Annotated in this window: 23 protein-coding genes and 1 riboswitch; of the genes, 15 read left to right on the forward strand and 8 right to left on the reverse strand. The window is 65.8% G+C overall.

What is annotated here, in order from left to right:
- The first annotated feature begins 108 nt into the window (after positions 1-108).
- The 6 genes from glyA to ribD all read left to right on the forward strand — a co-directional run bounded on the left by glyA (position 109) and on the right by ribD (position 4624).
- A complete protein-coding gene (glyA, locus tag AC5P9N_RS13450; protein ID WP_010481990.1) occupies positions 109-1362 on the forward strand; it encodes a serine hydroxymethyltransferase in 1254 nt (417 codons plus the stop codon).
- A 66-nt stretch (positions 1363-1428) separates the two neighbouring features.
- The gene (locus tag AC5P9N_RS13455) at positions 1429-1902 is read left to right on the forward strand and encodes a hypothetical protein (protein ID WP_049397397.1); all 474 of its coding nucleotides are present in this window, start codon (positions 1429-1431) and stop codon (positions 1900-1902) included.
- A 6-nt stretch (positions 1903-1908) separates the two neighbouring features.
- Positions 1909-2325, forward strand: coding sequence for a hypothetical protein (locus AC5P9N_RS13460; protein ID WP_049397398.1), 417 nt, complete (start codon positions 1909-1911; stop codon positions 2323-2325).
- Positions 2326-2352: 27 nt separating this feature from the next.
- A complete protein-coding gene (locus AC5P9N_RS13465) occupies positions 2353-2802 on the forward strand; it encodes a hypothetical protein (protein ID WP_099484713.1) in 450 nt (149 codons plus the stop codon).
- Between the two features lie 136 nt (positions 2803-2938).
- Positions 2939-3460, forward strand: a complete 522-nt coding sequence (gene nrdR, locus AC5P9N_RS13470) for a transcriptional regulator NrdR (RefSeq protein WP_049397400.1) — start codon at positions 2939-2941, stop codon at positions 3458-3460.
- Positions 3461-3538: 78 nt separating this feature from the next.
- The gene (gene ribD / locus AC5P9N_RS13475) at positions 3539-4624 is read left to right on the forward strand and encodes a bifunctional diaminohydroxyphosphoribosylaminopyrimidine deaminase/5-amino-6-(5-phosphoribosylamino)uracil reductase RibD (RefSeq protein WP_049397401.1); all 1086 of its coding nucleotides are present in this window, start codon (positions 3539-3541) and stop codon (positions 4622-4624) included.
- A 25-nt stretch (positions 4625-4649) separates the two neighbouring features.
- On the opposite strand, the gene AC5P9N_RS13480 is transcribed toward ribD, so the two are convergent.
- From AC5P9N_RS13480 to AC5P9N_RS13495, 4 genes are all read right to left on the reverse strand, one after another.
- On the reverse strand, positions 4650-5063 hold the full coding sequence (locus AC5P9N_RS13480; RefSeq protein WP_223846467.1) for a hypothetical protein: 414 nt from the start codon (positions 5061-5063) through the stop codon (positions 4650-4652).
- Positions 5064-5118: 55 nt separating this feature from the next.
- Positions 5119-6030, reverse strand: coding sequence for a hypothetical protein (locus AC5P9N_RS13485; RefSeq protein ID WP_133050600.1), 912 nt, complete (start codon positions 6028-6030; stop codon positions 5119-5121).
- A gap of 129 nt (positions 6031-6159) precedes the next feature.
- Positions 6160-7044 (reverse strand): hypothetical protein, encoded by an 885-nt coding sequence (locus AC5P9N_RS13490; RefSeq protein ID WP_049397403.1) that lies wholly within the window; start codon positions 7042-7044, stop codon positions 6160-6162.
- Between the two features lie 153 nt (positions 7045-7197).
- Positions 7198-7818, reverse strand: coding sequence for a hypothetical protein (locus AC5P9N_RS13495; protein ID WP_049397405.1), 621 nt, complete (start codon positions 7816-7818; stop codon positions 7198-7200).
- Between the two features lie 187 nt (positions 7819-8005).
- Positions 8006-8151: riboswitch (FMN riboswitch) on the forward strand.
- A 74-nt stretch (positions 8152-8225) separates the two neighbouring features.
- On the opposite strand from AC5P9N_RS13495, the gene AC5P9N_RS13500 reads away from it, so the two are divergent.
- From AC5P9N_RS13500 to thiL, 5 genes are all read left to right on the forward strand, one after another.
- On the forward strand, positions 8226-8852 hold the full coding sequence (locus AC5P9N_RS13500; RefSeq protein WP_049397406.1) for a riboflavin synthase: 627 nt from the start codon (positions 8226-8228) through the stop codon (positions 8850-8852).
- Positions 8849-9949, forward strand: coding sequence for a 3,4-dihydroxy-2-butanone-4-phosphate synthase (gene ribB / locus AC5P9N_RS13505; RefSeq protein ID WP_099472890.1), 1101 nt, complete (start codon positions 8849-8851; stop codon positions 9947-9949). Before AC5P9N_RS13500 ends, ribB begins: the two co-directional genes overlap by 4 nt.
- Positions 9950-10096: 147 nt before the next feature.
- A complete protein-coding gene (gene ribH, locus AC5P9N_RS13510) occupies positions 10097-10564 on the forward strand; it encodes a 6,7-dimethyl-8-ribityllumazine synthase (RefSeq protein ID WP_012479138.1) in 468 nt (155 codons plus the stop codon).
- Positions 10561-11040: a transcription antitermination factor NusB gene (gene nusB, locus AC5P9N_RS13515; RefSeq protein WP_012479139.1), complete on the forward strand. Its 480-nt coding sequence runs from the start codon at positions 10561-10563 to the stop codon at positions 11038-11040. Before ribH ends, nusB begins: the two co-directional genes overlap by 4 nt.
- A gap of 202 nt (positions 11041-11242) precedes the next feature.
- Positions 11243-12205: a thiamine-phosphate kinase gene (thiL, locus tag AC5P9N_RS13520; protein WP_080334762.1), complete on the forward strand. Its 963-nt coding sequence runs from the start codon at positions 11243-11245 to the stop codon at positions 12203-12205.
- A gap of 113 nt (positions 12206-12318) precedes the next feature.
- On the opposite strand, the gene AC5P9N_RS13525 is transcribed toward thiL, so the two are convergent.
- Both AC5P9N_RS13525 and AC5P9N_RS13530 read right to left on the reverse strand, forming a co-directional pair.
- Positions 12319-13041, reverse strand: a complete 723-nt coding sequence (locus AC5P9N_RS13525) for a fimbrial biogenesis chaperone (protein WP_012479141.1) — start codon at positions 13039-13041, stop codon at positions 12319-12321.
- Between the two features lie 56 nt (positions 13042-13097).
- Entirely contained in the window at positions 13098-13613 is a 516-nt protein-coding gene (locus tag AC5P9N_RS13530) for a fimbrial protein (protein ID WP_043033817.1), read from the reverse strand.
- Positions 13614-13811: 198 nt separating this feature from the next.
- Here AC5P9N_RS13530 and AC5P9N_RS13535 point away from each other — a divergent pair, with 198 nt between their 5' ends.
- The 4 genes from AC5P9N_RS13535 to AC5P9N_RS13550 all read left to right on the forward strand — a co-directional run bounded on the left by AC5P9N_RS13535 (position 13812) and on the right by AC5P9N_RS13550 (position 20128).
- A complete protein-coding gene (locus AC5P9N_RS13535; RefSeq protein ID WP_158230244.1) occupies positions 13812-14783 on the forward strand; it encodes a fimbrial protein in 972 nt (323 codons plus the stop codon).
- A gap of 86 nt (positions 14784-14869) precedes the next feature.
- Positions 14870-17356 carry a fimbria/pilus outer membrane usher protein gene (locus AC5P9N_RS13540; protein WP_223846469.1) on the forward strand — a complete coding sequence of 829 codons (2487 nt, stop codon included), beginning with the start codon at positions 14870-14872 and terminating at the stop codon, positions 17354-17356.
- Positions 17353-17856 carry a fimbrial protein gene (locus AC5P9N_RS13545; RefSeq protein WP_012479145.1) on the forward strand — a complete coding sequence of 168 codons (504 nt, stop codon included), beginning with the start codon at positions 17353-17355 and terminating at the stop codon, positions 17854-17856. The genes AC5P9N_RS13540 and AC5P9N_RS13545 overlap by 4 nt, the downstream gene beginning before the upstream one ends.
- 271 nt (positions 17857-18127) lie before the next feature.
- Positions 18128-20128, forward strand: a complete 2001-nt coding sequence (locus tag AC5P9N_RS13550) for an acyltransferase family protein (protein ID WP_087802842.1) — start codon at positions 18128-18130, stop codon at positions 20126-20128.
- 102 nt (positions 20129-20230) lie between these two features.
- On the opposite strand, the gene AC5P9N_RS13555 is transcribed toward AC5P9N_RS13550, so the two are convergent.
- Together AC5P9N_RS13555 and AC5P9N_RS13560 are read right to left on the reverse strand one after the other, a co-directional pair.
- Entirely contained in the window at positions 20231-21616 is a 1386-nt protein-coding gene (locus AC5P9N_RS13555; protein WP_012479147.1) for an FAD-binding oxidoreductase, read from the reverse strand.
- Positions 21613-22191 carry a metal-dependent hydrolase gene (locus AC5P9N_RS13560; RefSeq protein ID WP_012479148.1) on the reverse strand — a complete coding sequence of 193 codons (579 nt, stop codon included), beginning with the start codon at positions 22189-22191 and terminating at the stop codon, positions 21613-21615. Before AC5P9N_RS13560 ends, AC5P9N_RS13555 begins: the two co-directional genes overlap by 4 nt.
- Positions 22192-22203: the final 12 nt, after the last annotated feature.

Below are 22203 nucleotides of genomic sequence, written 5' to 3' on the forward strand. Positions count from 1 at the left end.
GATTCCTTCGGGGATGCCGGCCCCGTCTGTTTCGGCCCCAGCGGGCCGGTGCGGGGCTACAATCGAGGGCTGAGCCGTACCCCTTTTCCCTGCCTGCTGGAGTACCCGATGTTCCCGCGTGACGTCCGCATCGAATCCTACGATCCCGAACTGGCCAAGGCCATCGCCGCTGAAACCCAGCGCCAGGAAGACCACGTCGAGCTGATCGCCAGCGAGAACTACACCAGCCCGGCGGTGATGGAAGCCCAGGGCAGCCAGCTGACCAACAAGTACGCCGAAGGCTACCCGGGCAAGCGCTACTACGGCGGCTGCGAATACGTGGACATCGCCGAGCAGCTGGCGATCGACCGCCTGAAGCAGCTGTTCGGTGCGGACTATGCCAACGTGCAGCCGCACAGCGGTTCGCAGGCCAACCAGGCCGTGTACTTCGCGCTGCTGCAGCCGGGCGACACCATCCTTGGCATGAGCCTGGCCCACGGCGGCCACCTCACCCACGGTGCCAAGGTGAATGCCTCGGGCAAGCTGTTCAACGCCGTGCAGTACGGCGTGAACGACCAGGGCCTGATCGATTACGACGAAGTCGAGCGCCTGGCCCTGGAGCACAAGCCGAAGATGGTCGTGGCTGGTTTCTCGGCCTACTCGCAGGTGATCGACTGGGCGCGCTTCCGTGCCATCGCCGACAAGGTCGGTGCCTACCTGTTCGTGGACATGGCGCACGTCGCCGGCCTGGTCGCCGCCGGCGTCTACCCGAGCCCGCTGGAACATGCTCACGTGGTCACCTCGACCACCCACAAGACCCTGCGCGGCCCGCGTGGCGGCATCATCGTCGCCAAGGGCGCCGACGAAGACCTGGTCAAGAAGCTGCAGTCGATCGTGTTCCCGGGCATCCAGGGTGGTCCGCTGATGCACGTCATCGCCGGCAAGGCCGTGGCCTTCAAGGAAGCGCTGGAACCGGGCTTCAAGGCCTATCAGCAGCAGGTGGTGAAGAACGCCCAGGCGATGGCCAACACGCTGATCGCGCGCGGCTACAAGATCGTCTCCGGTGGTACCCAGAACCACCTGATGCTGGTCGACATGATCGGCAAGGACGTGTCCGGCAAGGACGCGGAGGCCGCGCTGGGCAAGGCCCACATCACCGTCAACAAGAACTCGGTGCCGAACGACCCGCGCTCGCCGTTCGTGACCTCGGGCCTGCGCCTGGGCACCCCGGCGGTGACCACCCGTGGCTACGTCGAACAGGACTGCGTGGACCTGGCCAACTGGATCGCCGACGTGCTTGATGCACCGAACGACGACGCTGTCATCGCCCGCGTGCGCGACGCCGTCAGCGCGCAGTGCCGCAAGTACCCGGTCTACGGCTGATCGAAACAGGGGTCGGATCCCTTCCCGCAGGGAAGGGCTCTGACCCCGGTATTGGAGCAACCGCGCATGGATGAGCGCCGCCTCAAGTATCTGTACGTGGTGCTGGCCGCGCTGTTCGGCCTGCCCAGCCTTTTCGCGGGCGGCGTCGGTGCCTGCATCGCCCTGGTCATGGGGGTGATCGGCCTGGTCTCGCTGGATGCTGACAAGCTGTGGTTCGCTGCCGTCATGTGCGTCTGGGGAACGGCCGCGCTTGCCGGCCTGGTGGCCTGGGTCGCGCTCAGCGTCATCTGGTTGCGTGATGGACTGCAGGGCCTGCGCACGGCCTCGCCACGCTGGTGGTGGTTGCTGGGCATGGGCGTGCTGGCGGGCCTGCCGTTGCTGGGATTGGCGATATATACCTTCTCCGGGTTGGGCCCGGCGGTGGTGAGCGGTCTCTTCGCAGGGCCGTCGCTGCTGGTGCCCACCGGCATGCTGATGTTGCTGCGTGCGCGTGCCGATACCGTGGATGTGCCGCCCGTACGAGCGCGGGCATCGGAGTAACCGCGCATGGATGAGCGCCGCCTCAAGTACCTGTATGCCGCGTTGGCGGTACTGCTCGGCCTGCCCGGCCTGGCGATGGGCGGCGCGGTCGCGGTGATGTTCCTGGTTGTTGGCGTGCAATCCTTCGGCGGCAACCGCTCCCCCGATCTGGTGCCACTGCTGTGGGGCCTGGCCGGCGTGGCGGGTTGCCTGGCCTGGCTGTGGCTCAGCGCCGGCTACCTGCTGCAGGGCCGGGCCGGCCTGCAGGTGCGCGCGATCTGGTGGTGGCTGCTGCTGGCCGGTGGGCTGGCAGCGCTGCCGGTTCTCTGGATGACCGCATGGTTCGGCTTCCAGCAGGGGGGCGCCGCGTTGGAACTACTGCTGCTGGGGCCGTCGATGCTGGTACCGGCCGCCATGCTGGTGTGGCTCAAGCGCCGCGCCTGACGCGGCCAATCAAAGGGAATGGAACGCATGGATGAGCAGCAGCACAAACGATGGATGGGGATAGCAGGCCTGCTGGTGGGCCTGCCCACCGCGGCGGCAGGAGGCACCGGGGCAGTATTGGGGTTGATGGTCGTGCTGGATGGCAAGTATCTGACTGGCGATGAGCACTCGCTGTTGCTGCTCTGGTCATCGGCCGGAGTGCTCGGCCTGCTGTCCTGGATGTGGCTGAGCGGCCTCTTCCTGTGGCGTGGTCGCGCAGGCCTGCATCAGGCGCCGGTGGTCGCATGGATTGGCCTGGTGCTGGGAATACTGGCCGCGCTGGGTGTCGTCGCCGCCACGCTGTATTTCACCTTCAAGGAAGGGGAGATCTCGACCTTGGGCTTTCTCGGGTTTGGCCCACTGCTGCTGGTGCTGGCCGCGCACCTGTTGTGGTTGCGCTGGGGCGGGAATACTCCGGGGTCCGGCCCGGCCGGCTGAGTGGCGGCCCAAGAGCGCATCAGGCGCCCATTCCGGCTTTCGCGCAGGCAGCATTTGCTGCTGGACCCTTTCTCAGGTACCTTTGCGACGCTGCCATGACCGTGGCATCTAGGTTGCCCCCTGAGCCAGGCGTTCCATGCATTGCCCCTTCTGCCAACATGCCGATACCCGGGTCATCGACTCGCGCGTCTCCGAAGACGGCGCGACGATCCGCCGTCGGCGTGAATGCGAAGCCTGCGGCGAGCGCTTCAGCACCATGGAAACGGTTGAACTGAAGCTGCCGGCGATCATCAAGAGCGATGGCACCCGCGAAGCCTTCGACCAGCGCAAGGTCCGCGCTGGTTTCGACCGCGCACTGCAGAAGCGTGCGGTGGCCGAAGACAAGATCGAAGCGGCGGTGCGGGCGGTGGTTCACCAGCTGCGCATCAGCGGCGAGCGTGAAGTGCCTTCGATCAAGGTCGGCGAGTTCGTCATGAACGAACTGCGCAAGCTCGATCATGTCGGCTATGTGCGGTTTGCTTCGGTCTATCGCAGCTTCGAGGACGTTGCCGATTTCCGCGAGGAGATCGAGAAGCTGGAACGTGACCTGCCGTCCAGTACCGAACAGCTGCAGCTGCTGGGCGACGTGATTGCCCTGACCAAGAAGAAGAAGGGCTGACCGCTTCTGCCTTGGTGGGTGCCAACCTTGGTTGGCACTGATGGCATGGATCTACGCCAGCGGCGGTACCATGGTGGCATGAGCATCCCGTTCTCCGTCCTCGACCACCTGCACATGGCCAACGCACTGCGCCTGGCCGAGCGTGCTGCCTATACCACCCGCCCCAACCCAATGGTCGGTTGCGTCATCGCCCACGGCGAACGCGTGGTCGGGCAGGGCTGGCATCAGCGCGCCGGCGGTCCGCATGCTGAAGTGTTCGCCCTGCGCGAGGCCGGAAGCGAGGCGCGTGGTGCCACCGCCTACGTCACCCTGGAGCCTTGTGCGCACTACGGGCGCACACCGCCGTGCGCGCTGGCCTTGATCGAAGCGGGCGTGTCGCGCGTCGTTGCCGCGATGCGCGATCCGTTCCCGAAGGTCGATGGTGGTGGCTTCGATCTGCTGCGCAATGCCGGCATCGAGGTTGCCGAAGGACTGATGGCGACGCAGGCGCGTGAGCTCAACAAGGGCTTCCTATCGCGCGTGGAGCGCAACCGGCCGTGGCTGCGGGTGAAGCTGGCGGCCAGCGTCGACGGTCGCACCGCGATGGCCGATGGCAGCTCCAAGTGGATCACCGGCCCGGCCGCGCGCGAAGACGTGCAGCACTGGCGCGCGCGCGCAGGTGCGATCCTGACCGGCGCCGATACCGTGCTGGCCGACGACCCGATGCTGACCGCGCGCCTGGCCGATACCGAGGTGATGCCGCCACTGCGCGTGGTGCTGGATTCGCGCCTGCGCTCACTGGAGTGCAGCCGTGTGCGCGAGGGTGGGGCACCGACGCTGTACCTGCACGATGCAGCGGTGAGTGCACCGGATGCGGCCGACGCCGAATTCGCCAGCGTGCCCTGCGTTGAAGGGCGGCTGGACCTGGGCGCGGTGCTGGCGCTGCTGGCCGAGCGCGGCATCAACGAAGTGCATACAGAAGCCGGCGCGACGCTGGCCGGTGCGCTGCTGCGCGGCGGCTGGGTGGACGAGCTGCTGCTGTACCAGGCCCCCACGTTGCTGGGCGATAACGGACGCCCGCTGCTGGCCGGCCTCGGCATCGATGCAATGGACCAGCAGCGCCGCCTGCGTGTGGTTGACCAGCGCCAGGTGGGCGAGGACATCAGACTGTTGTTGCGCCCGTGAGGGAATGACGGCATCTCCTGTGTCGTCAGGTGCCCTCGTCCTCGTCGGCGGGGCACTGCTCTGCCCATTGCTGCTTCCACAGCATGTGCAGGTCCCGGCAGTAGGCACCGAGCGCTTCCCCCGTCAGTTGCGTTGACTTCGACCGCAGCCTGCGCCGGCTGATGCCGTCGTCGTACTCGTCCGGCAATACCGTCGGCGCACATTCATCGTGGTATATCAGGAATGCACGGCAGTCGTCGTCTTCGCTCAGCTGTGCATCGATGTCCCTGTCGCGTAGCTGGTTCGACTCGAAGGCAACCGATGGGCGGATGATGAAGGTCTTGGGCCTGTGCGCTTCGGCCTGCCCACACACCATCAGCGCCAGCAGCATGACCGTGGTCGACCCTGTACGATGTTTCATGCGGTTGCCCCGGTGGAAGAGAGCAACAGCATTGACCATGCACACCGCAATGGGCCATGCAACGGTTCTGAAAGTGCGTTCGGCTGTTCGCGGCCTAGTGGCACTCATGCGTCCAGAGTGCCTGCATTGCGGGCCGCAAGGCCATGCATTGCTGCAGCAGCTCCGCCTCGGGAATCTGCTGTCGCCGCTTGCTCAGGGTAGTGGCCAGGTCACTCACCCCCTTCAGTTCCTGCGGCGCAATGCGTGCCATGCAGCGGCGATGCTGTTGCAGCAGGTCGTCACACTCGACGATGCCTGTCATCTGTGCGATGGCGTCACGCGTGCCCGCGCGGTCCAGGTGGCGCGGCTGTGCGATCAGTGCTTCGGTCAGAACCACGTATATGTCATGTTCGACGCGGCCGGAGGGGAAGTCTTCATTCGGATGCCTCGACTTCTCGCTGTGCCAGGCGGGTTCGCGAGTGGTCGATACCACGCGCGTGGTGCCAACGATCTCGTGGAAGGGGCCGTCGCGCAACGTCTCGATATAGGCTCTCCAGAAGCGCTGCTCGCTCTGCTCACCGCCATCGAAGACCGTAGCCTCGGACAGGTACCGAAGACGCTCGACATCGCCCACGCGGCAGCTGAAGTGCACGTCGGCAACCTGCATGCCTTCGGTCAGACTGTGCCATGCCTCGCTTCGGTAGGGCTTGCATCGGCTGTTGGCCAGAACCTGCAGCGCCCAGACAAGATGTGGCGAATCCACGCCGTCGATCGGATCGACATGGCGCTCGATGTTCCTCGTCCAGGTCGCCAGCAACTCCGCCATGGGCGGAGCATTGAAGAGATCACTGGTTGCACCGGTCCGGTCGGCCTGCTGCTTCTGGACAAGCATCTGCAGTGCGAAGTCGTTGCGTTCATGCATGGCCTGCAGATGCTGGGAAACGACGTCTTCCGGGGTTCTGTCGCGGGCAGTTGCCAAAGGCAGGTGCATGCCCAGGGCAAGCAGGCAGAGAAGAGGGCGGTGCACGGTGATTCCATCGGGACGGGGCGGGGGAGAATGCCCCCCGCCCCCAGGCCTGTCCATGCAACTCGTCCGAACCTGCGGCCGGGGTCGAGCCGGATATCGCCAATGCGGCTGCGTTCGGCCCCTGCGCCCTCACCTGCACTCGTCGGTCCACATCATCTCGGCGATCGGGCGCAGTGCCTTGCACTCCTGCGTCATCGCTTCGGCCGACTGCACCTGCGCCTTTGTTTTCAGTTCCTCGGCCATCGCATCCACGCCGCTGATCTGGTCCGGCGCGATCTTCGCCACGCAGGCGCGGTGCTGCTGCAGCAGCAGGTCGCAGCCCGGTACGCCGGTCACCTTCGGTGCGCTGGCGGCCTGCACGTCCTGCATCCAGTCTTCGAACGGTGCCAGTGCACCGGCCACGGTGCCTACCAGATCATCGAAGTTGCCGCTGTACCAGTAGCCATTGTCCTTGGCCGGGTACAGGGTGAAGGTGCCGCTGACCGGCACGCGCGCGCCACTCTGCAGTGCCTGGGTATAGGCATCGGTGAACTGCTTGCGCGAGGCCGGGCTGGCATCGGCGGCCAGGCTGGCGGCGAACAGCGGGCGCACCTTGCCCAGGTCGGGCACCTGGCAGCTGAAGCTGATGCGCGCCAGCTTCTGGTCTTCAACGTATTCGTTGTCTTCGACCACGCTCTTGGTCGCGCGGCACTTTGAATCGCGCAGGGCCTTGGCGTACAGCGCTTCAGTGGCCGCAGCGCCGGTCTTGTCACCGGCGCTGGCCAGCACGGTCTGCCACGGTTCGGCCAGGGCCTTGGCCAGTGCGCCCGGGGTCGGGGTCACCGCGTCCTGGCCTTCAAAGGCGGGTTTCAGCGCATCGTTGAGCGTGCGGGTAGCAGCCGCGTCGTCTTCCAGCAGGGTGCGCGCGTACAGGTCGAAGGCCTGCTCGGGGGTCAGCTGGGCCGATGCGGCGCCGGCCATCAGCGGGGCGCACAGCAGGGCGCTGGCCAGCAGGGTACGGGTGAAGGTCTTCATGACGGTGTTTTCCTTTTCCAGAGGCGCGCAAGCCTAGCGCATCCAGCAGTACTTTCGATGGCGACCAGCGGTCACATGGTGGCTGCACACCGGCCAAAAAAACGGGCCCCTTGCGGGGCCCGTTCGATCGCTCGACGAGAAGCGATCGTTGGATCAGAAGCTGGCGCGCACGCCAACCGAGTACTGGGTGACGTCGCGGTAGCCGGAGATCTCGCCCACCAGACCCCAGGTCCTGGTGAAGTTGATTTGGCCGCCGACCGTGCCAACCCAGGTGCCCTTGAAGTTGTTGCCGCCATCCATGTAGCCGGCCTTGGCCCAGGCTTCGGTCATGCGCGACGGCTTGCCGCGGATACCCATGGTGACGCGGCCCAGGTTGGTGTGGTCCTTGCCGTGGTAACGCACGCCGTCATAGCGCAGGGTCGATTCGGCGTTCTGACGCACCCAGGCGGCATCGGCGGTGAAGTCCACGCGATCGGACCACGGCATGTGGTAACCAATGCCCAGCTCCGGCTGGTTGAGTTCCAGCTTCAGCGAATCTTCGCCGTAATGGCGGGTCTTGCTGGTACGCGACCAGCCGCCGAACACGTAGACCTGTTCGGCCAGCGCGACCGAACCACGCAGGTAGCCGCCGTCGACCTTCGGGTCGTCCAGTGCGTTGTCGTCAACCTTGACCTGCGTCCAGCCACCTTCAACGTAGGTGTAGCTCAGGGCGTCGGCCGACGCAGTGAACGGGGCGGCGGCCAGCAGGGCGGCCACGATCAGGATCTTGCGCATGGGAATTCCTGTGAATTTCAGTCCATTGGCGGGCCTGCCCTTGCGGCTGCCCGTGGCGACATCATGTCGTCCAGGGCAGGATTTTAATGAAAGTTTTACAAATTGCGAGCGACGGCCGTCACAGCTGTGGCATCCGACCCCGTTCAGCCCGGGCTGGTACACTGGCCAGGCCGGTTCGCCGGTACACAAACGTCTTCAGGGCGGGGTGCAATTCCCCACCGGCGGTAGGTGCGCAAGCACGAGCCCGCGAGCGCCCCGGCCCACGGCCGGGGGTCAGCAGATCCGGTCCAATGCCGGAGCCGACGGTCATAGTCCGGATGAAAGAAGACGGTGCCACAGGGCGAATGCCCTGCGTGCGCCTGTTTGCCTTGCGGCGTTTTTCGCTCACATCCTGCGGAGAACGTTTCTTGTTTACTGGAATCATCGAAGGCGTCGGCCGTCTGGCCGCTCGCGAACCCATCGGCGGCGATGTCCGCTTCACCTTCAATGTCGGGAATCTGCCGTTCGACAACGTGCAGATGGGCGAGAGCATCGCCATCAACGGTGTCTGCCTGACCGTCATCGCATTCGACGCCAGCAGCTTCCAGGCCGATGCCTCCACCGAGACCCTGGGCCTGACCACGCTGGGCCAGCTCGGCGAGGGTGCGGTCATCAACCTCGAACGCGCCATGCGCCCGACCGATCGTCTCGGCGGCCATCTGGTCAGCGGCCACGTCGATGGTCTCGGCCAGGTGCTGTCCATCCACGAAGACGCGCGTGCCCAGCGCTGGCGCTTCGCCGCGCCGGCCTCGCTGCGCCGCTACATCGCCAAGAAGGGCTCGATCTGCGTGGATGGGGTCAGCCTGACCGTCAACGAAGTGGACGATGAAGGCTTCGAAGTCGCCCTCATCCCGCACACCGTGGCCAACACCGCGTTCTCCGCCGCTGGCGTGGGCAGCGCGGTCAATCTTGAAATCGATCTGGTCGCCCGCTATGTCGAGCGCCTGATCAGCGTGCCGGCCAACGGTCAGCACCCGCAAGGAGATGCAGCATGAATTTCGCCCCTATTCCGGAAATCCTGGAAGACATCCGCCTGGGCCGCATGGTGGTCATCGTCGATGACGAGGACCGCGAGAACGAAGGCGACCTGATCATGGCCGCCGAGCTGGTCAAGGCCAGCGACATCAACTTCATGGTCACCCACGGGCGTGGCCTGGTGTGCCTGCCGCTGAACCGTACCCGCGCCGCCGATCTGGGCCTGGCGCCGATGGTGCAGGCCAATACCGCGCAGTTCCAGACCAACTTCACGGTCAGCATCGAGGCCGCCGAGGGCGTCACCACCGGCATTTCGGCACACGACCGCGCCCATACCATCCGTACCGCGGTGAAGCCCAACGCCAAGCCGTCGGACCTGCACCAGCCGGGCCACATCTTCCCGCTGATTGCCCAGCCGGGCGGCGTGCTGACCCGCGCCGGCCACACCGAAGCCGCGGTGGACATGGCCATGCTGGCTGGGCTGGAGCCGGCCGGCGTGCTGGTGGAGATCCTGAACCCGGACGGCAGCATGGCGCGCCGCCCGGAACTGGAAGTGTTCGCGCGCGAGCACGGGCTGAAGATGGGCTCCATCGCCGATCTGATCGCCTACCGCCTGGCCACCGAAAAGACCGTTGAACGCGTGGACGAGCGCGAGATCGACACCGAATTCGGCCGCTTCAAGCTGGTCACCTATCGCGACCGCATCGCCCACGACCTGCATTTCGCGCTGGTCCGCGGCACGCCGGATGCCGATACCCCGACCCTGGTGCGCGTGCAGGTGGAAAACCCGCTGGCCGACCTGCTGCACTGGCGCCGTGACGATTTCGGCGTGGCTGCCACCGATGCCCTGCGCGCGATCGATGCCGAAGGCGCTGGCGTGATGGTGGTGCTGCAGGCCCCGCGCGATGGCGAGGCCCTGCTCGCCCGCCTGCGCCAGCAGCCGGCGCCGGTGGTGCCGGGCAAGGACAAGGACGTGAGCCAGTGGCGCCGCAACGGTGCCGGCGCGCAGATCCTGTCCGACCTGGGCCTGGGCAAGCTGCGCGTGCTGGGCACCCCGCGCCGACAGATCGGCCTGGCCGGCTACGGCCTGGAAGTGGTGGAGACGGTCACCCCGTAAGCTCCACCGCACGTGGGATCGGTAGTGCCGGCCGCTGGCCGGCAACCATGTTCCCCGGGTTGCCGGCCAGCGCCCGGCACTACCCACGGGCGCCCTGGGGCCCATCCACGCTAGAATTACCCCTTAATCGAATCCCCCAAGCCGCATATGAGCCACTACGAAGGCGATCTTCGCACTCCCGAATCGGCGCGCTTCGCCATCCTGGCCAGCCGCTGGAACGCCCGCATCACCGATACGCTGGTCGCCGGCGCCCGCCAGAGCCTGGCCGGCAACGGCATCGCCGAAGCCAACATCGACGTGATCCGCGTGCCGGGTGCCTGGGAGCTGCCGCTGGTGGCCGCGCGCCTGGCCGCCGCCCATGAACACGCCGCCATCCTCACCCTGGGCTGCGTGATCCGTGGCGACACCCGCCACTACGAACACGTGGCCGACCGCTGCGCCGAAGGCCTGATGCGCGTGCAGCTGGACTTCGGCGTGCCGGTGCTGAACGGCGTGCTGGCGGTGGAACGCGTTGAAGACGCCGAGGCCCGCGCAGGCGGCAGCCACGGCAACAAGGGCGAGGAAGTCGCACTCGCCGCATTGGAAATGGTCAACCTTCTGGAGCAGCTGCCATGAACAAGAACACCCAGGGCAAGCCCTCCGGTAAACCCGTCCGCCGCGATGGCGTCGACCCGGTGCTGCGCTCGCGCGCACGCCGTCGCGCCGTGCAGGCCATCTACGCCTGGCAGATCTCTGGCGGCAACGCCCAGTCGCTGATCGCCCAGTTCGCCCACGAGCAGGCCCGTGAAATCGCCGACCTGGCGTATTTCGAGGCGCTGCTGCACGGTGTGCTCGACAACCGTCGTGATATTGACGAAGCCCTCGGCCCGTACCTGGACCGTGGCATCGAGGAAGTGGACGCGATCGAGCGCGCGGTGCTGCGCCTGGCCGGCTACGAGCTGCGTTATCGCCTGGACGTGCCGTACCGCGTGGTGATCAACGAAGCCATCGAATCGGCCAAGCGCTTTGGTTCCGAACATGGCCACACCTACGTCAACGGCGTGCTGGATCGTGCCGCCGTGGAATGGCGCAAGGTCGAATCGGGTCACTGACCCGCTGCGTCCCGCATCGTTCATTGAACGGCGCGGGAATCTGCTTCGGTAGAGTCGACTGTCAGTCGACTGCCTTTCGATCAGCAGTCGTAGTGTCGGACCGGAGAGCAGTCGACTGACAGTCGACTCTACCCCCCCCAGCCGGTTCACCTGGTCGGCATCCGCGCCCGCCGCCCATCCATGCAACCCGCCGGAACGCCCCATGTCCCTGGCCGAATTCGCCCTCATAGACCGTATCCGCGCCCGCACCCTCGAGCGCGACGACATCCTGCTCGGCATCGGCGATGACGCTGCGCTGCTGCAGCCGCGGGCCAACGAACAGCTGGTGGTCACCGCCGACACGCTCAACAGCGGTGTGCATTTCCCGGTGGAAACCCGGGCCTTCGACATTGGCTGGAAGACCTTGGCGGTCAACCTGTCGGACCTCGCCGCGATGGGCGCGCGCCCGGCGTGGTGCACGCTGGCGCTGTCCCTGCCGGAAGCCTCTGAAGACTGGATCGAGGCCTTCGCCGATGGCTTCTTCGCCCTCGCCGACCAGCATGACATTGCACTGATTGGTGGCGATACCACGCGTGGCCCGCTGTCGCTGTCGGTTACTGCGATGGGACAGGTCGGCCGTGGCCAGGCATTGCGCCGCGACCGCGCGCAGGTGGGCGACGACATCTGGGTCAGTGGCACGCTGGGCGATGCCGCCGGTGCGCTGCGCCTGTGGCAGCAGGGCGCGCTGAACCTGGCCACCGCCACGTTGCTGGCCGACTACGAGAGCCTGCGTCTGCGCCTGCTGCGGCCGACGCCGCGCGTCACCCTCGGCCTGCGCCTGCGTGCGTTCGCGCATGCGGCGGTGGACGTGTCAGACGGCCTGCTGGCCGACCTGGGCCACATCGCCGCACGCAGCAACGTGGCCGCGCATGTGGATGCCGATTCGCTGCCGATCTCGCACGCGCTGCGTGAGCTGCTCGGCCGCGACGATGCACGCGACTGCGCACTGCGCGGTGGCGACGACTACGAACTGTGCTTCACCGCCGCCGCCGACCAGCGCGACGCACTGCACTACCTGGCCGAATCGCTGGACCTGCCGCTCACCCGCATCGGCCGCATTGCCGAAGGGCAAGGCGTGCACGTGGATGGCGAAGCCGCCGACGGCGGCTACCAGCACTTCGCGTGACCGGCAAAGGTCTGCACACGATTCGTATCCTGTAGAGCCGAGTCATGCTCGGCTGCTTCTACGCAATACATGAAAGGTGGGCGCAAGCTCGGCTCTGCATCAGCGACACGGGTCTACCGCTCAACGCGGGCTTCCGAATCGCGAGGTGTGCCGTAGTCATCCAGCCATGTGAATGACACTGACGCTGGGATGACTGCGCCATCCGGCAGTGCATAGCGTACCTGTGCTCCCGGCGCGATCATGTCCACCTCGACGCTGCGGCCGTCGGCAAGCGTCAACGAACTCAGCGACACGTGGTACGCGCTTGGGTTACGCACCTGCAGGCCATCGCCATCGCCGGACCACAGCAGGGCAGCTGCTGCATCGCGCGCATTGCCCGGCAGCCCTGCCGGGCGATGGAACAGCTTCACCCGCGTGCGCACTGCGAACTGAAGCAGGTTGCGGTCTGCAGTTCCGGAAGGCTTGGGCGGTATGTCCAACAGATTGAAGTAGAACACCGACTCGCGATCCATGGGCACCGGCGGATCCGAGGGGCGCGGTGCATAGGTGATGCGAAATGCCTGGGCATGCTGTGACAGCAGCAGGCGCGGTTCGGCCGGCGTCAGCCGGAAGGGCGTGCGTACATCTTCCGGTCGTGCGTGGCTGTCGCCATCGTCGATCCAGACCTGGGTCATGGCAGGCTGCTCGCCGACGTTGCTCGCTTTCACTGTGACATCGCGGCCCTTGGCGGCATCGTGCACGATGCGGGTTCCCTGCAGTGTCACGGCGGCCTGGCCGGGAAGGGCGAATAGGGCAGCCAGCAACGCGGACAGCCCCGAAAGGAATGAGAATTTCATGCGGCGCCTCGCTGGACGACGACAGCCTGGCGCATCCGGCCAGGCTGCCACGGAAGTCAGTCGTAGAGAACGACGAAGTCACCGGATGCGTTGGCCTGCCCGGCCTGCGCATTCTGTGAGGGCGATGCGTACCAGGCGCTATACGTCAGCTGTCCACTGCCACCGGCGGCAATCGTCAGCCACCGCGTCGGGTCATCACCGATGCGCTGGTGATTGTCGTCCGCGTCATACAGCGCAACCCCGACGTTGCGTGCTGTCGAGGCCGCTGTCAGTGCGAGATTGCCGGTGCTGTCATGCTGCGTACCACCGAAGCGGACGCCAACCTTCTGCGCGGCACCGGAGCCGCTGCAGTCAAGGTTGATGGTGAAGTTCTTCTGGCCTGCACGTGTTGCCGCGTTCACCGAGACAAGATCAACCTTGCCCATCGGCACGGTGATCGCGCCACCGGTCGTGCCGACCGTACAGGTGGACGTTTCCAGCGATCCGGTGATTTCCAGGCGCTCGGCGTGGGCCAGGGAGGGAATCGTCAGGGCCAGGAAGGCCCCGCACAGCAGTTGCGTTTGAAGGGGCATGGACTGTTCTCTCTGCAATGGAATCCTGCACGACAGCGATGTCGTGGGTTGGCGGGAGTCTGTCCGGGTGTAGTCCCCAACGATATGAAGAATGTTGCAAAAGCCCGTCATTGCGGCAATTGCAACTTTCTGCATGGGCGATGGCTCGGCAAGCGCGTACGGTGCGTGTCCCCGCCTTTGCCCCAGTAGATGCCAATGATGTCGCTCTGTCCTGCATACGCTGGCTGCCTCGCCCTGTTGGGAGCGACGGTTGCTTTCAGTGCGAGCGCGACCTGCCGCGCACCGGGGGGCGACGCACAGCTCGATCACGTTTTCGACGTCGCCTTTACCGACCGTGCCGATATCACTCTGGGCTTCCATTCTGGAATGCTGACCCTGGTCTGCGACGCAGGTGAAACGCAGATGGAGGAGCTGCTTCAGCTGACCGGAATGAAGTACGTTCGCGACGTGCCCTGGGGGAGCCGCGCGATTGCCGCCTACGAAATGGATTCCACCTCGCCCTTGTTGGCCTTCAGCTACAGCTATGGTGGCTGCGAAATATCCGATCCCGAATGCCCGATCGAGGAGGTCGAGGAAGGTGGCGTTCCGCTGCGCGACGGTGTTCCGAGCCGGTACTCGCTGAATGGAGCAAGAAAGAACGTCACCGTGCAGGTCATCGCGTTCTCACGGGGCGGACCAATGCACGACGTGGCCCGCCGGCCTGCGGGCTCCCTGCGCACGACGTCTGGCGGCACGGGTGGGTTCCATCGTTTCAACCTTGGTTTCCGCTTTCGTGCCCAGACCTGCGCGGTCACTCCGCAGAACGTCGACCTGGATCCGGTGGACGCGGTAACCCTGCAGCGCAACGGCAGCGCGGGCGAGAAGTCGTTCAATGTGCGCGTCAGCTGTGCCGCCTCCGGGCGCCGACTGGTTCTGGAGCTGGTGGACGTTCACGATCCTGCCAGCACGTCAAACACGCTGAAGGCGGCGCCGGGCAGTACCGCCAATGGTGTGGCAGTGCAGATCCTCAGTGGAGGGAATCCTGTGCGGATGAAAGCCCCCTGGACCCATGGCGCCGCATCAGGCAGTGCCCTGCCGGTTCCATTCAGTGCGCGCTACCTGCGCACGACCGGGACGCTGCGCACCGGATCGATACGTGGTGAAGCAACGTTGCTGGCAGATTACTACTGAGGTGCGTCGCGCATGAATGGAATGCGGGCATGATCCCTTCCACTACGCCGCGTCCAGGTCTGTGTGCTTCACGGCTTGCATCGGCCATGGCATTCGCTCTGTCGGGACTGGCGTTACCTGCCCACGCGGAGACCGAAACGGGCCTTGAATTCAGTGACGGCTTCCTCGTGGGTGGGCGAACCATCGATATGCGTCGCTATGTGCGCGGCAACCCCATGCCCGCAGGCGACTACCGCGTTGATGTGCTGGTCAACGGCCAGTACCTGCAGACACGCGACATCACCTTCGTAGCGGGCGACGACCCTGACCGGGCGGGTGCCTGCCTGTCTGCGGATCTGCTGCGGGAGCTGGAACTGCAGGCCACCTATCGAATGGCGCTGGAGCGGGCAACGGGTTGTATCGACCTGCCGTCCGTGATCGCGGGGGCAACAGTGACATTCGACAGCGGCACGCTGCAGCTGCTGATCTCCGTGCCGCAGGCTGCACAGGCGAGGGCGGCACGAGGCCTGGTGCCGGTTGAGCTACGTGATCCAGGCATCAACGCCCTGTTCGTGGACTACAGCGCCAGCCATGGCCGTAGTGCAGGCGTCGATCGCAGCCACCTCGGCCTGCGCATGGGTGCGAACATCGGGAGCTGGCGCTTCCGCCATCGCACCGCCTTCAACCATGCGCGGGGGCAGGTGCGCCGTACCACCATCAACAGTTACGCCCAGCGTGACATTCCCGGGTGGAACAGCCAGCTGTTGCTGGGTGAGGGCAACACCAGTGGGCAGCTGTTTGACAGTGTGCCGTTCACGGGGGTGCGTATCGCCAGTGATGAACGGATGCTGCCTGATTCACTGCGCGGATATGCACCGGTGGTACGTGGCATTGCCGACAGCAGTGCAGTGGTGCGCATCGAGCAGGACGGTGTTGTCATCCATGAAGTAAACGTCGCTCCAGGGCCGTTCGCGATAGACGATCTGTATCCCACCAACTTTGGTGGTGACCTGCAGGTGATCGTAATGGAAGCCGATGGCCGGCAGCAGCAGTTCACCGTCAGCTTCTCGGCGGTGCCACAGGCGCTGCGCGCGGGTACGTCCCGCTCAAGCGTGACCGCCGGTGCACTAAGAGGCCGTCACGTCCTGCAGCGGCTGGGCTTCGCCGAGGCCACCCATGCGCATGGACTGAACAATCGACTGACAGCTCTCGGGGGATTGCAGCTGGCTGAAGGATACGGTGCCGGCCTGCTGGGGGTGGCGGTCAACACTCCTGTCGGCGCGCTGGGCATGGACGTCACCCATTCGCGCGCCCGCCAGGCGGACGGGCGGCCCCTGATCGGCAACAGCTACCGGGTGAACTATCAGCGCTACCTGGCAGAAAGTGGCACCAACTTCGGGCTTGCGGCGTATCGTTACAGCACCCGGGGCTTCCTCACGCTGCACGATCTGGCAACGGCCCGCTCGGACGAGTGGCATCCAGTGGGACGTGCGCGCCAGCGCTACCAGCTGAACTTCTCACAGAGGATCGGGGAGCGCAGCAGCCTGCATCTCGACGGCGGCCACGTCGCGTACTGGGACAGCACGCAGCGCCAGAATGATCTGCAGCTGAGCTTCAATACCGTTGCGGGGAAGGTCAACTACGGCGTATCCGTCATGCGTTTCCGGCAGGGAAACGGTCGTCAGGACACCCGCTACGACCTCACGGTCAGTCTGCCCTTGGGATCCCACGGCAGCACGCAGCGGACCAGCACCCGCGTGGGTCGCTCTGACGGTGGAGGCCAGGCCCAGCTGAGCCTGACAGGTGCGGTGGGAGAGCGTCGCGCGCTCAACTATTCACTGTCTGGAGAGCAGCGGGCGGGCGGGGTACGCAGCAGCACTGCATTCGCCGATTATCAAGGCCGCTACGCACATCTCAGCGCGGGCTTCACCCGAGCCGGGCATTTCAGCAGTCACACGCTGGGGGCCGCCGGCAGCATCGCCTTGCACCGTGGTGGGATCACCCTGGGGCAGCCAGTGGGAGAGGGATTTGCGCTGGTGCAGGCGCCCGGCGCGCACGGCGCCCGCATCGGAGCCGGCGCTGATCTCCGTGTTGATCGCCGTGGTTATGCGCTGCTGCCGCACATCAGCCCTTACCGCTGGAACCGCATTGATCTTGACCCGTCCGGTTTGCCGCTGGAAGTGGAACTCCTACAGACCTCCCGGCGCATCGCGCCGACAGCGGGCAGCATCGTACGTGTTCCGTTCGAAGTGCGACGCGAGCGCTCCTTGTTCATCGATGCGACGGACGCGCTTGGGCAGCCGTTGCCGTTTGCCGCGCGCGTGCAGGAGGAGAACGGCACGCCGCGCGGAGCCGTTGGGCAGGGGGGCGTGATTCATCTGCGCGGTGCCCAGGATGAAGGAGCATTGATCGTCGATGCCGATGGCCCCAGCCGCTGTCGACTGCTGTACCGCATGCCCGCCAAACCTGACGCCTATGGCCTGTCCTGGACCCAGGCGCTGTGCACGCCAATGGGCGACGCCGGGTTGCGGGTAGAGACCGCGATTCCAGGTCCTGACATTCAATCTTCGCTTGCTCCAGGAGAATCTCCATGATCGATCAGTACCGTCATCTGCCGGCCATGCTTGCATTGCTGATGGCCGCATCGCCGGCCAGCAGCCAGACACTTTCCATCAGTGGCCGAGTGTTGCCGGGTACCTGTGCGCTGGCCACCCCCGCCATCACGCTCGACAGCGTCAAGGCCGATGCACTCAATGTGGGCAACAACAATCTCAAGACCAGCAATCTGAATTTCACCGGATGCATCGGCGTCACCAAGGCACTGCTTTCCTTTGATGGGACCGCTGCGGAGGGCGATGCCCTGCGGTGGAAAAACACGGCGACGAGCGAGCCCGCCAAGGGCCTTTCCATTGTGCTGCTGGCAGGCGCGAGCGGATCGACACCTCTGAAGAAGGGAGACAAGGACATTCCTGTCATAGTGACTGGAGCGACGGCCAGCTACACGCTGCGTGCGGGCTACTACCTGCCCTCCACCAGTGGTATCAACGCGGGCTCGGTGCAGACCGAGATCACCATCACAGCAACCTACCAGTAGTCTTCATCCAGTCGCTGCATGGGGAAGAACTCAGGTTCCAATGAGCTTGCCATTGCGAATGGATGCTTCACCTCCATGCCGGATGACGTGCGCGTACGGCAATGACGACCTATCTCGCCTTGCCGATGTGCCGGCGAGGGGGGGAATGGTCGTCAGTCGACTGGGGTACACCGCGCGGAGAAGCAGATGGCAGGATCGAAGTCTTGACTGTATCTGAACGAAGGCCCCATCTGTCGTGATTGTCCATTGAGTGACTGTGCAGCCGGTGGCGATGCTGCCGGATCGCTCGCTACTGACCACGCGCATGTCCCCTCCCGAACGTTCCCACAACGCCGCCATCGATGGCCTGCGTGCATTGGCGGTGCTGGCCGTCGTGGTCTTCCACACCAATGCGGCGTGGTTGCCCGGCGGTTTCACCGGCGTGGATCTGTTCTTCGTGGTGTCCGGCTTCGTGATCAGCCAGTCGCTGGCCTCGCGCGCCAATGCGTCGCTGGGCGCAATGCTGCTTGATTTCTACCGGCGCCGCGTGCTGCGCTTGTTGCCGGCGCTGCTGGTGATGCTGATGGCGACCTTTGTGCTGTCGGCGCTGTTCATTCCCCGCGCGTGGCGCAACGAGCAGTTCGACCAGACCGGCTGGGCCGCGCTGATCGGCTTCAGCAACATCGTGCTGGCGGGTCAGCAGGACGATTACTTCTCACCCGGCGTGGAACTGAACCCTTTCCTGCACACCTGGACGCTGGGCGTGGAGGAGCAGTTCTACCTGGTCTTCCCGCTGCTGTTCTTCGTGTGGTTGCGTGGGCGTGAGCGCTGGCCATGGTCGCGTTGGCTGTTGCCGGTGTTGACCCTGCTGTCGCTGGCGTGGGCAGGCTGGCAGGCGCAAACGGCACCGGCGGCGGCGTTCTATCTGCTGCCCGCACGGTTCTGGGAGTTGGCCGCGGGCGCGCTGCTGTACCAGTGGATGCGCACGCGCACGCCGGGCCAGAACGGGGATGCGGTTGCCGTGGCCGGTCTGGCGCTGCTGGGTGCAGGCGTGGTGATTGCACCGCAGCTGGCGATGCCGGTTCCGGGCGTGCTGGCTACCGTGGCTGGCACGTTGATGCTGCTGGCGAGTGTGTCGGCGCCGGGTACATCGCGCATCGGCCGCGCATTGGGGTGCGCGCCGCTGGCGTATCTGGGCAGGCTGTCCTATTCGCTGTACCTGTGGCATTGGCCGCTGCTGGTGCTGCTGCGCTGGACCTGCGGCCTGCACGGTGCTGCGCTGTGGCTGTATCCGGTACTGCTGCTGGCGGTGTCGGCCGCGTCCTACCACTTCATCGAGCGCCCGCTGCGCAGTGCGGCGCCGCTGCTGCGGCTGGCACCGGCCAAGGTGCTGGCGATGGGGCTGCCAGTGGTCGCGCTATGCGGCGCAGGCGCGTGGGCTACGGTGGAATACCACGAGCAGATCTCGCTCAGCGTTACCCGCGATGGCTACGCATGGCAGGCGCGTCGCTATCCCGCATGGCGGTCGCTGGAGCCGGTGAGCGCGCCGGCGCTCGAAGGGCGGCGCCTGTTCGTGGTGGGGGATTCGCATGCGGCGGCCTACCGCACCATGACCAGCATGGTCGCGCGCCAGACCGGCATGGAGATGCGCCAGGATGACCGCGGTGGTTGCAGCTTCGTCAATCTACTGCGGGCCAGCCCGGCCGACTGTCGGGACTTCATTGAAAACGCATTGTCGAATATCGAGCGTGAGGCGCGTCCGGGTGACATCGTGCTGCTGGCAGCATTGCGCATGCCGGAGCTGCGTGGGTTCGATTGGCAGCGCCAGGATGCACAACAGATCTATCAACAGCTGTTGGACGAGCGCACCCCGGCCCATGCACAGGCCGCGCGTGACGAGGCTGATCGTGTTCTTGGGCGTTTGCAGGAGCTGGCCGTGCACGTGGTTGTGGATGCACCGCTGCCGTTGTTCAAGGCCGGGGCCTACCGTTGTTCGGATTGGTTCAACCGCCGCAATCCTGCCTGTGCCGGTGGCCTGAGCATGCCGCGTGCCGATCTGGAAAGGCTGCGCGCGCCGCAGATGGCGTTGCTGGCCGAGCTGGCGGCGCGCTATCCATGGCTCACGGTGTGGGACCCGCTACCGTTGCTGTGCGGGCCGCAGACCTGCTCGGCGGTGGAAGAGGGTGAACCGCTGTTCTTCGACAATGATCACCTGAGTGGGCATGGCAACCGCGTGCTGCTGCCCAGCTTCCGGCAGACGCTGATCGATAGTGCAAGCGACAAGTCCTTGTAGAGCCGAGCCCACGCTCGGCTTGCCACGCGCAGCGCGGGCTTGATCGGGACCGGGTCGACGAGCAGCCGAGCATGGGCTCGGCCCTAAAGGAGTGCACGCGGCCTATGCCAGCGGCAGCACCTTGCCTGGATTGAGGATGCCGTCCGGGTCCAGCGCGGCCTTGATCGCGCGCATCGTCGCCAGCGTGGCCGGGCTGAACGCCTGGGCCATGAAATCGCGCTTGGCCAAACCAATGCCATGCTCGCCGGACAGCGTGCCGCCCAGTGACAGCGTCAGTTCGAAGATCTTCGGCAGTGCGGCATGCGCGCGTGCGTTCTCGTCGGCGTCGTCCGGGTGGTAAAGAATGTTGACGTGCAGGTTGCCGTTGCCAGCGTGACCGAAGGTGACGATGGTCAGCGTGTAGTCGCGCGCCAATGCCTGTACACCGGCCACCAGTTCCGGAATGCGCGACACTGGCACCACCACGTCTTCATTGATCTTGCCGGGCGCGACCGTCCGCAGTGCCGGCGACAGCGCCTTGCGCGCCGCCCACAGCTGGTCGCGCGCGCGGCCTTCCATCGCCACGTCCAGCTCGATCATGCCGTCGCCTTCGGCGGCGCTGGCCAATGCCTGCAACAGATAGGGCAGGGTGTCGTGGTCACCATCGGCCTCGACCAGCAGCATCGCACCGGCCTCCGGAACATCGGCGCCATTGAGCCGCAGCAGCTCCAGGCTGCGTGCGTCCATGAATTCCAGGCGGGTGGGTACCACCGGCTGCGACATCAACCGCGACACGGCGGCTGCGGCGGCATCCGCATCGCGGTACAACACGCGCAGCCCGGCCTGGCTGACCGGCAGCGGAGTGAGCTTGAGGGTGGCTTCCACGATCAGCGCCAGCGTGCCTTCGCTGCCCACCAGCAGGTGGGTGAGGTCGTAGCCGGTGGAATCCTTGGTGTAGGCACCACCGCAGCGGATCACCTCGCCGGTGCCGGTGACGGCGACCAGACCGAGTACGTTGTCGCGGCTGGTGCCGTACTTCACCGCGCGCGGGCCACCGGCGTTGCAGGCCAGGTTGCCACCCACGCTGCAGATCTCCGCGCTGGATGGGTCCGGTGCCCAGAACAGGCCATGTGGCGCCAGCGCCTGCTGCAGCGTTCCATTGAGCACGCCGGGCTGCACCACGGCGCAGCGATCACCGGCACGGATCTCCACGATGCGGTCCATGCGGGTGAACGACAACACGATGCTGCCCGGCAACGGCACGGCTGCACCGGTGGTGCCGGTGCCGGCGCCGCGCGCGACCAGCGCTACGCCATGCACGCGACAGGCACGCACCAGTGCCTGCACCTGTTCGACGCTGGCGGGCAGCGCGACGGCAGCGGGGCGCTGGTGGCGCCACGAGTTGTCCTGCGCGTTCGCCTCCAGCGCGTTGTCATCCATGCGCCAGCCCTCCGCGCCCAGCAGGGCAGACAGTTCGGCAATCAATGCGGCGGGCAGGGCAGTACTCATGACAGATCTCGTGGGGCAGCAGGAGCGGGTTGGATCAGTTTCCAGGCAACAACGGCGCCGGCCAGCGGCAGCCAGACCCAGCGCAGTTCAGAGAGCAGGGTAGCGATGCCGCGCGCGCTGAAGAACTGCGGGGCAAACGGTGAAACGCGGATCGGCCGCCACGGGGCGAAGAAGCGCTGTTCGCTCCACGGCCAGGCCAGGGCAACGCCAAGGCCGCCGGAGGTCATGGCGTCGAGCAGGGGATGGCTGGCCGCGCAGATGAAGACGAACACGGTGGCTTGCATGGTCGATGCCACCGTTGGCCGCGCCTTGGTAGGTGCCAACCTGGGTTGGCACAATGCAGACCACAACGCCGCCAATGCGGCCAACACCCCGGCAAACAACAACGAATGGCTGGCACCGCGATGGCCGAACGCATCGGCATAGGGAATATGCAGGGCAAAGGCCAGTACATCGGCATCGGGCAGCATCGCGGCGACCACACCGGCGGCCAGCAGCCATGCCGGAATGCGGCCACGATCCGCGGCGCACCACAGCGCCAGAGGCACAGCGGCATGGGTGATGATCGAAGGCATCAGTCACGCACC

The organism is Stenotrophomonas sp. YJH_SMC_6, assembly GCF_059371335.1.

What these genes read in the sequence shown, in the direction of transcription:
- AC5P9N_RS13545 (WP_012479145.1), top strand. Translation starts at nt 17,353, where the DNA reads ATGATCGATCAGTACCGTCATCTGCCGGCCATGCTTGCATTGCTGATG.
- AC5P9N_RS13555 (WP_012479147.1), bottom strand. Translation starts at nt 21,616, where the DNA reads ATGAGTACTGCCCTGCCCGCCGCATTGATTGCCGAACTGTCTGCCCTG.
- glyA (WP_010481990.1), top strand. Translation starts at nt 109, where the DNA reads ATGTTCCCGCGTGACGTCCGCATCGAATCCTACGATCCCGAACTGGCC.
- AC5P9N_RS13490 (WP_049397403.1), bottom strand. Translation starts at nt 7,044, where the DNA reads ATGAAGACCTTCACCCGTACCCTGCTGGCCAGCGCCCTGCTGTGCGCC.
- ribD (WP_049397401.1), top strand. Translation starts at nt 3,539, where the DNA reads ATGAGCATCCCGTTCTCCGTCCTCGACCACCTGCACATGGCCAACGCA.
- nrdR (WP_049397400.1), top strand. Translation starts at nt 2,939, where the DNA reads ATGCATTGCCCCTTCTGCCAACATGCCGATACCCGGGTCATCGACTCG.
- thiL (WP_080334762.1), top strand. Translation starts at nt 11,243, where the DNA reads ATGTCCCTGGCCGAATTCGCCCTCATAGACCGTATCCGCGCCCGCACC.
- AC5P9N_RS13460 (WP_049397398.1), top strand. Translation starts at nt 1,909, where the DNA reads ATGGATGAGCGCCGCCTCAAGTACCTGTATGCCGCGTTGGCGGTACTG.
- AC5P9N_RS13495 (WP_049397405.1), bottom strand. Translation starts at nt 7,818, where the DNA reads ATGCGCAAGATCCTGATCGTGGCCGCCCTGCTGGCCGCCGCCCCGTTC.
- nusB (WP_012479139.1), top strand. Translation starts at nt 10,561, where the DNA reads ATGAACAAGAACACCCAGGGCAAGCCCTCCGGTAAACCCGTCCGCCGC.
- AC5P9N_RS13560 (WP_012479148.1), bottom strand. Translation starts at nt 22,191, where the DNA reads ATGCCTTCGATCATCACCCATGCCGCTGTGCCTCTGGCGCTGTGGTGC.
- AC5P9N_RS13465 (WP_099484713.1), top strand. Translation starts at nt 2,353, where the DNA reads ATGGATGAGCAGCAGCACAAACGATGGATGGGGATAGCAGGCCTGCTG.
- AC5P9N_RS13525 (WP_012479141.1), bottom strand. Translation starts at nt 13,041, where the DNA reads ATGAAATTCTCATTCCTTTCGGGGCTGTCCGCGTTGCTGGCTGCCCTA.
- AC5P9N_RS13480 (WP_223846467.1), bottom strand. Translation starts at nt 5,063, where the DNA reads ATGGTCAATGCTGTTGCTCTCTTCCACCGGGGCAACCGCATGAAACAT.
- AC5P9N_RS13455 (WP_049397397.1), top strand. Translation starts at nt 1,429, where the DNA reads ATGGATGAGCGCCGCCTCAAGTATCTGTACGTGGTGCTGGCCGCGCTG.
- AC5P9N_RS13540 (WP_223846469.1), top strand. Translation starts at nt 14,870, where the DNA reads ATGGCATTCGCTCTGTCGGGACTGGCGTTACCTGCCCACGCGGAGACC.
- ribB (WP_099472890.1), top strand. Translation starts at nt 8,849, where the DNA reads ATGAATTTCGCCCCTATTCCGGAAATCCTGGAAGACATCCGCCTGGGC.
- AC5P9N_RS13535 (WP_158230244.1), top strand. Translation starts at nt 13,812, where the DNA reads ATGTCGCTCTGTCCTGCATACGCTGGCTGCCTCGCCCTGTTGGGAGCG.
- AC5P9N_RS13550 (WP_087802842.1), top strand. Translation starts at nt 18,128, where the DNA reads ATGCTGCCGGATCGCTCGCTACTGACCACGCGCATGTCCCCTCCCGAA.
- ribH (WP_012479138.1), top strand. Translation starts at nt 10,097, where the DNA reads ATGAGCCACTACGAAGGCGATCTTCGCACTCCCGAATCGGCGCGCTTC.
- AC5P9N_RS13530 (WP_043033817.1), bottom strand. Translation starts at nt 13,613, where the DNA reads ATGCCCCTTCAAACGCAACTGCTGTGCGGGGCCTTCCTGGCCCTGACG.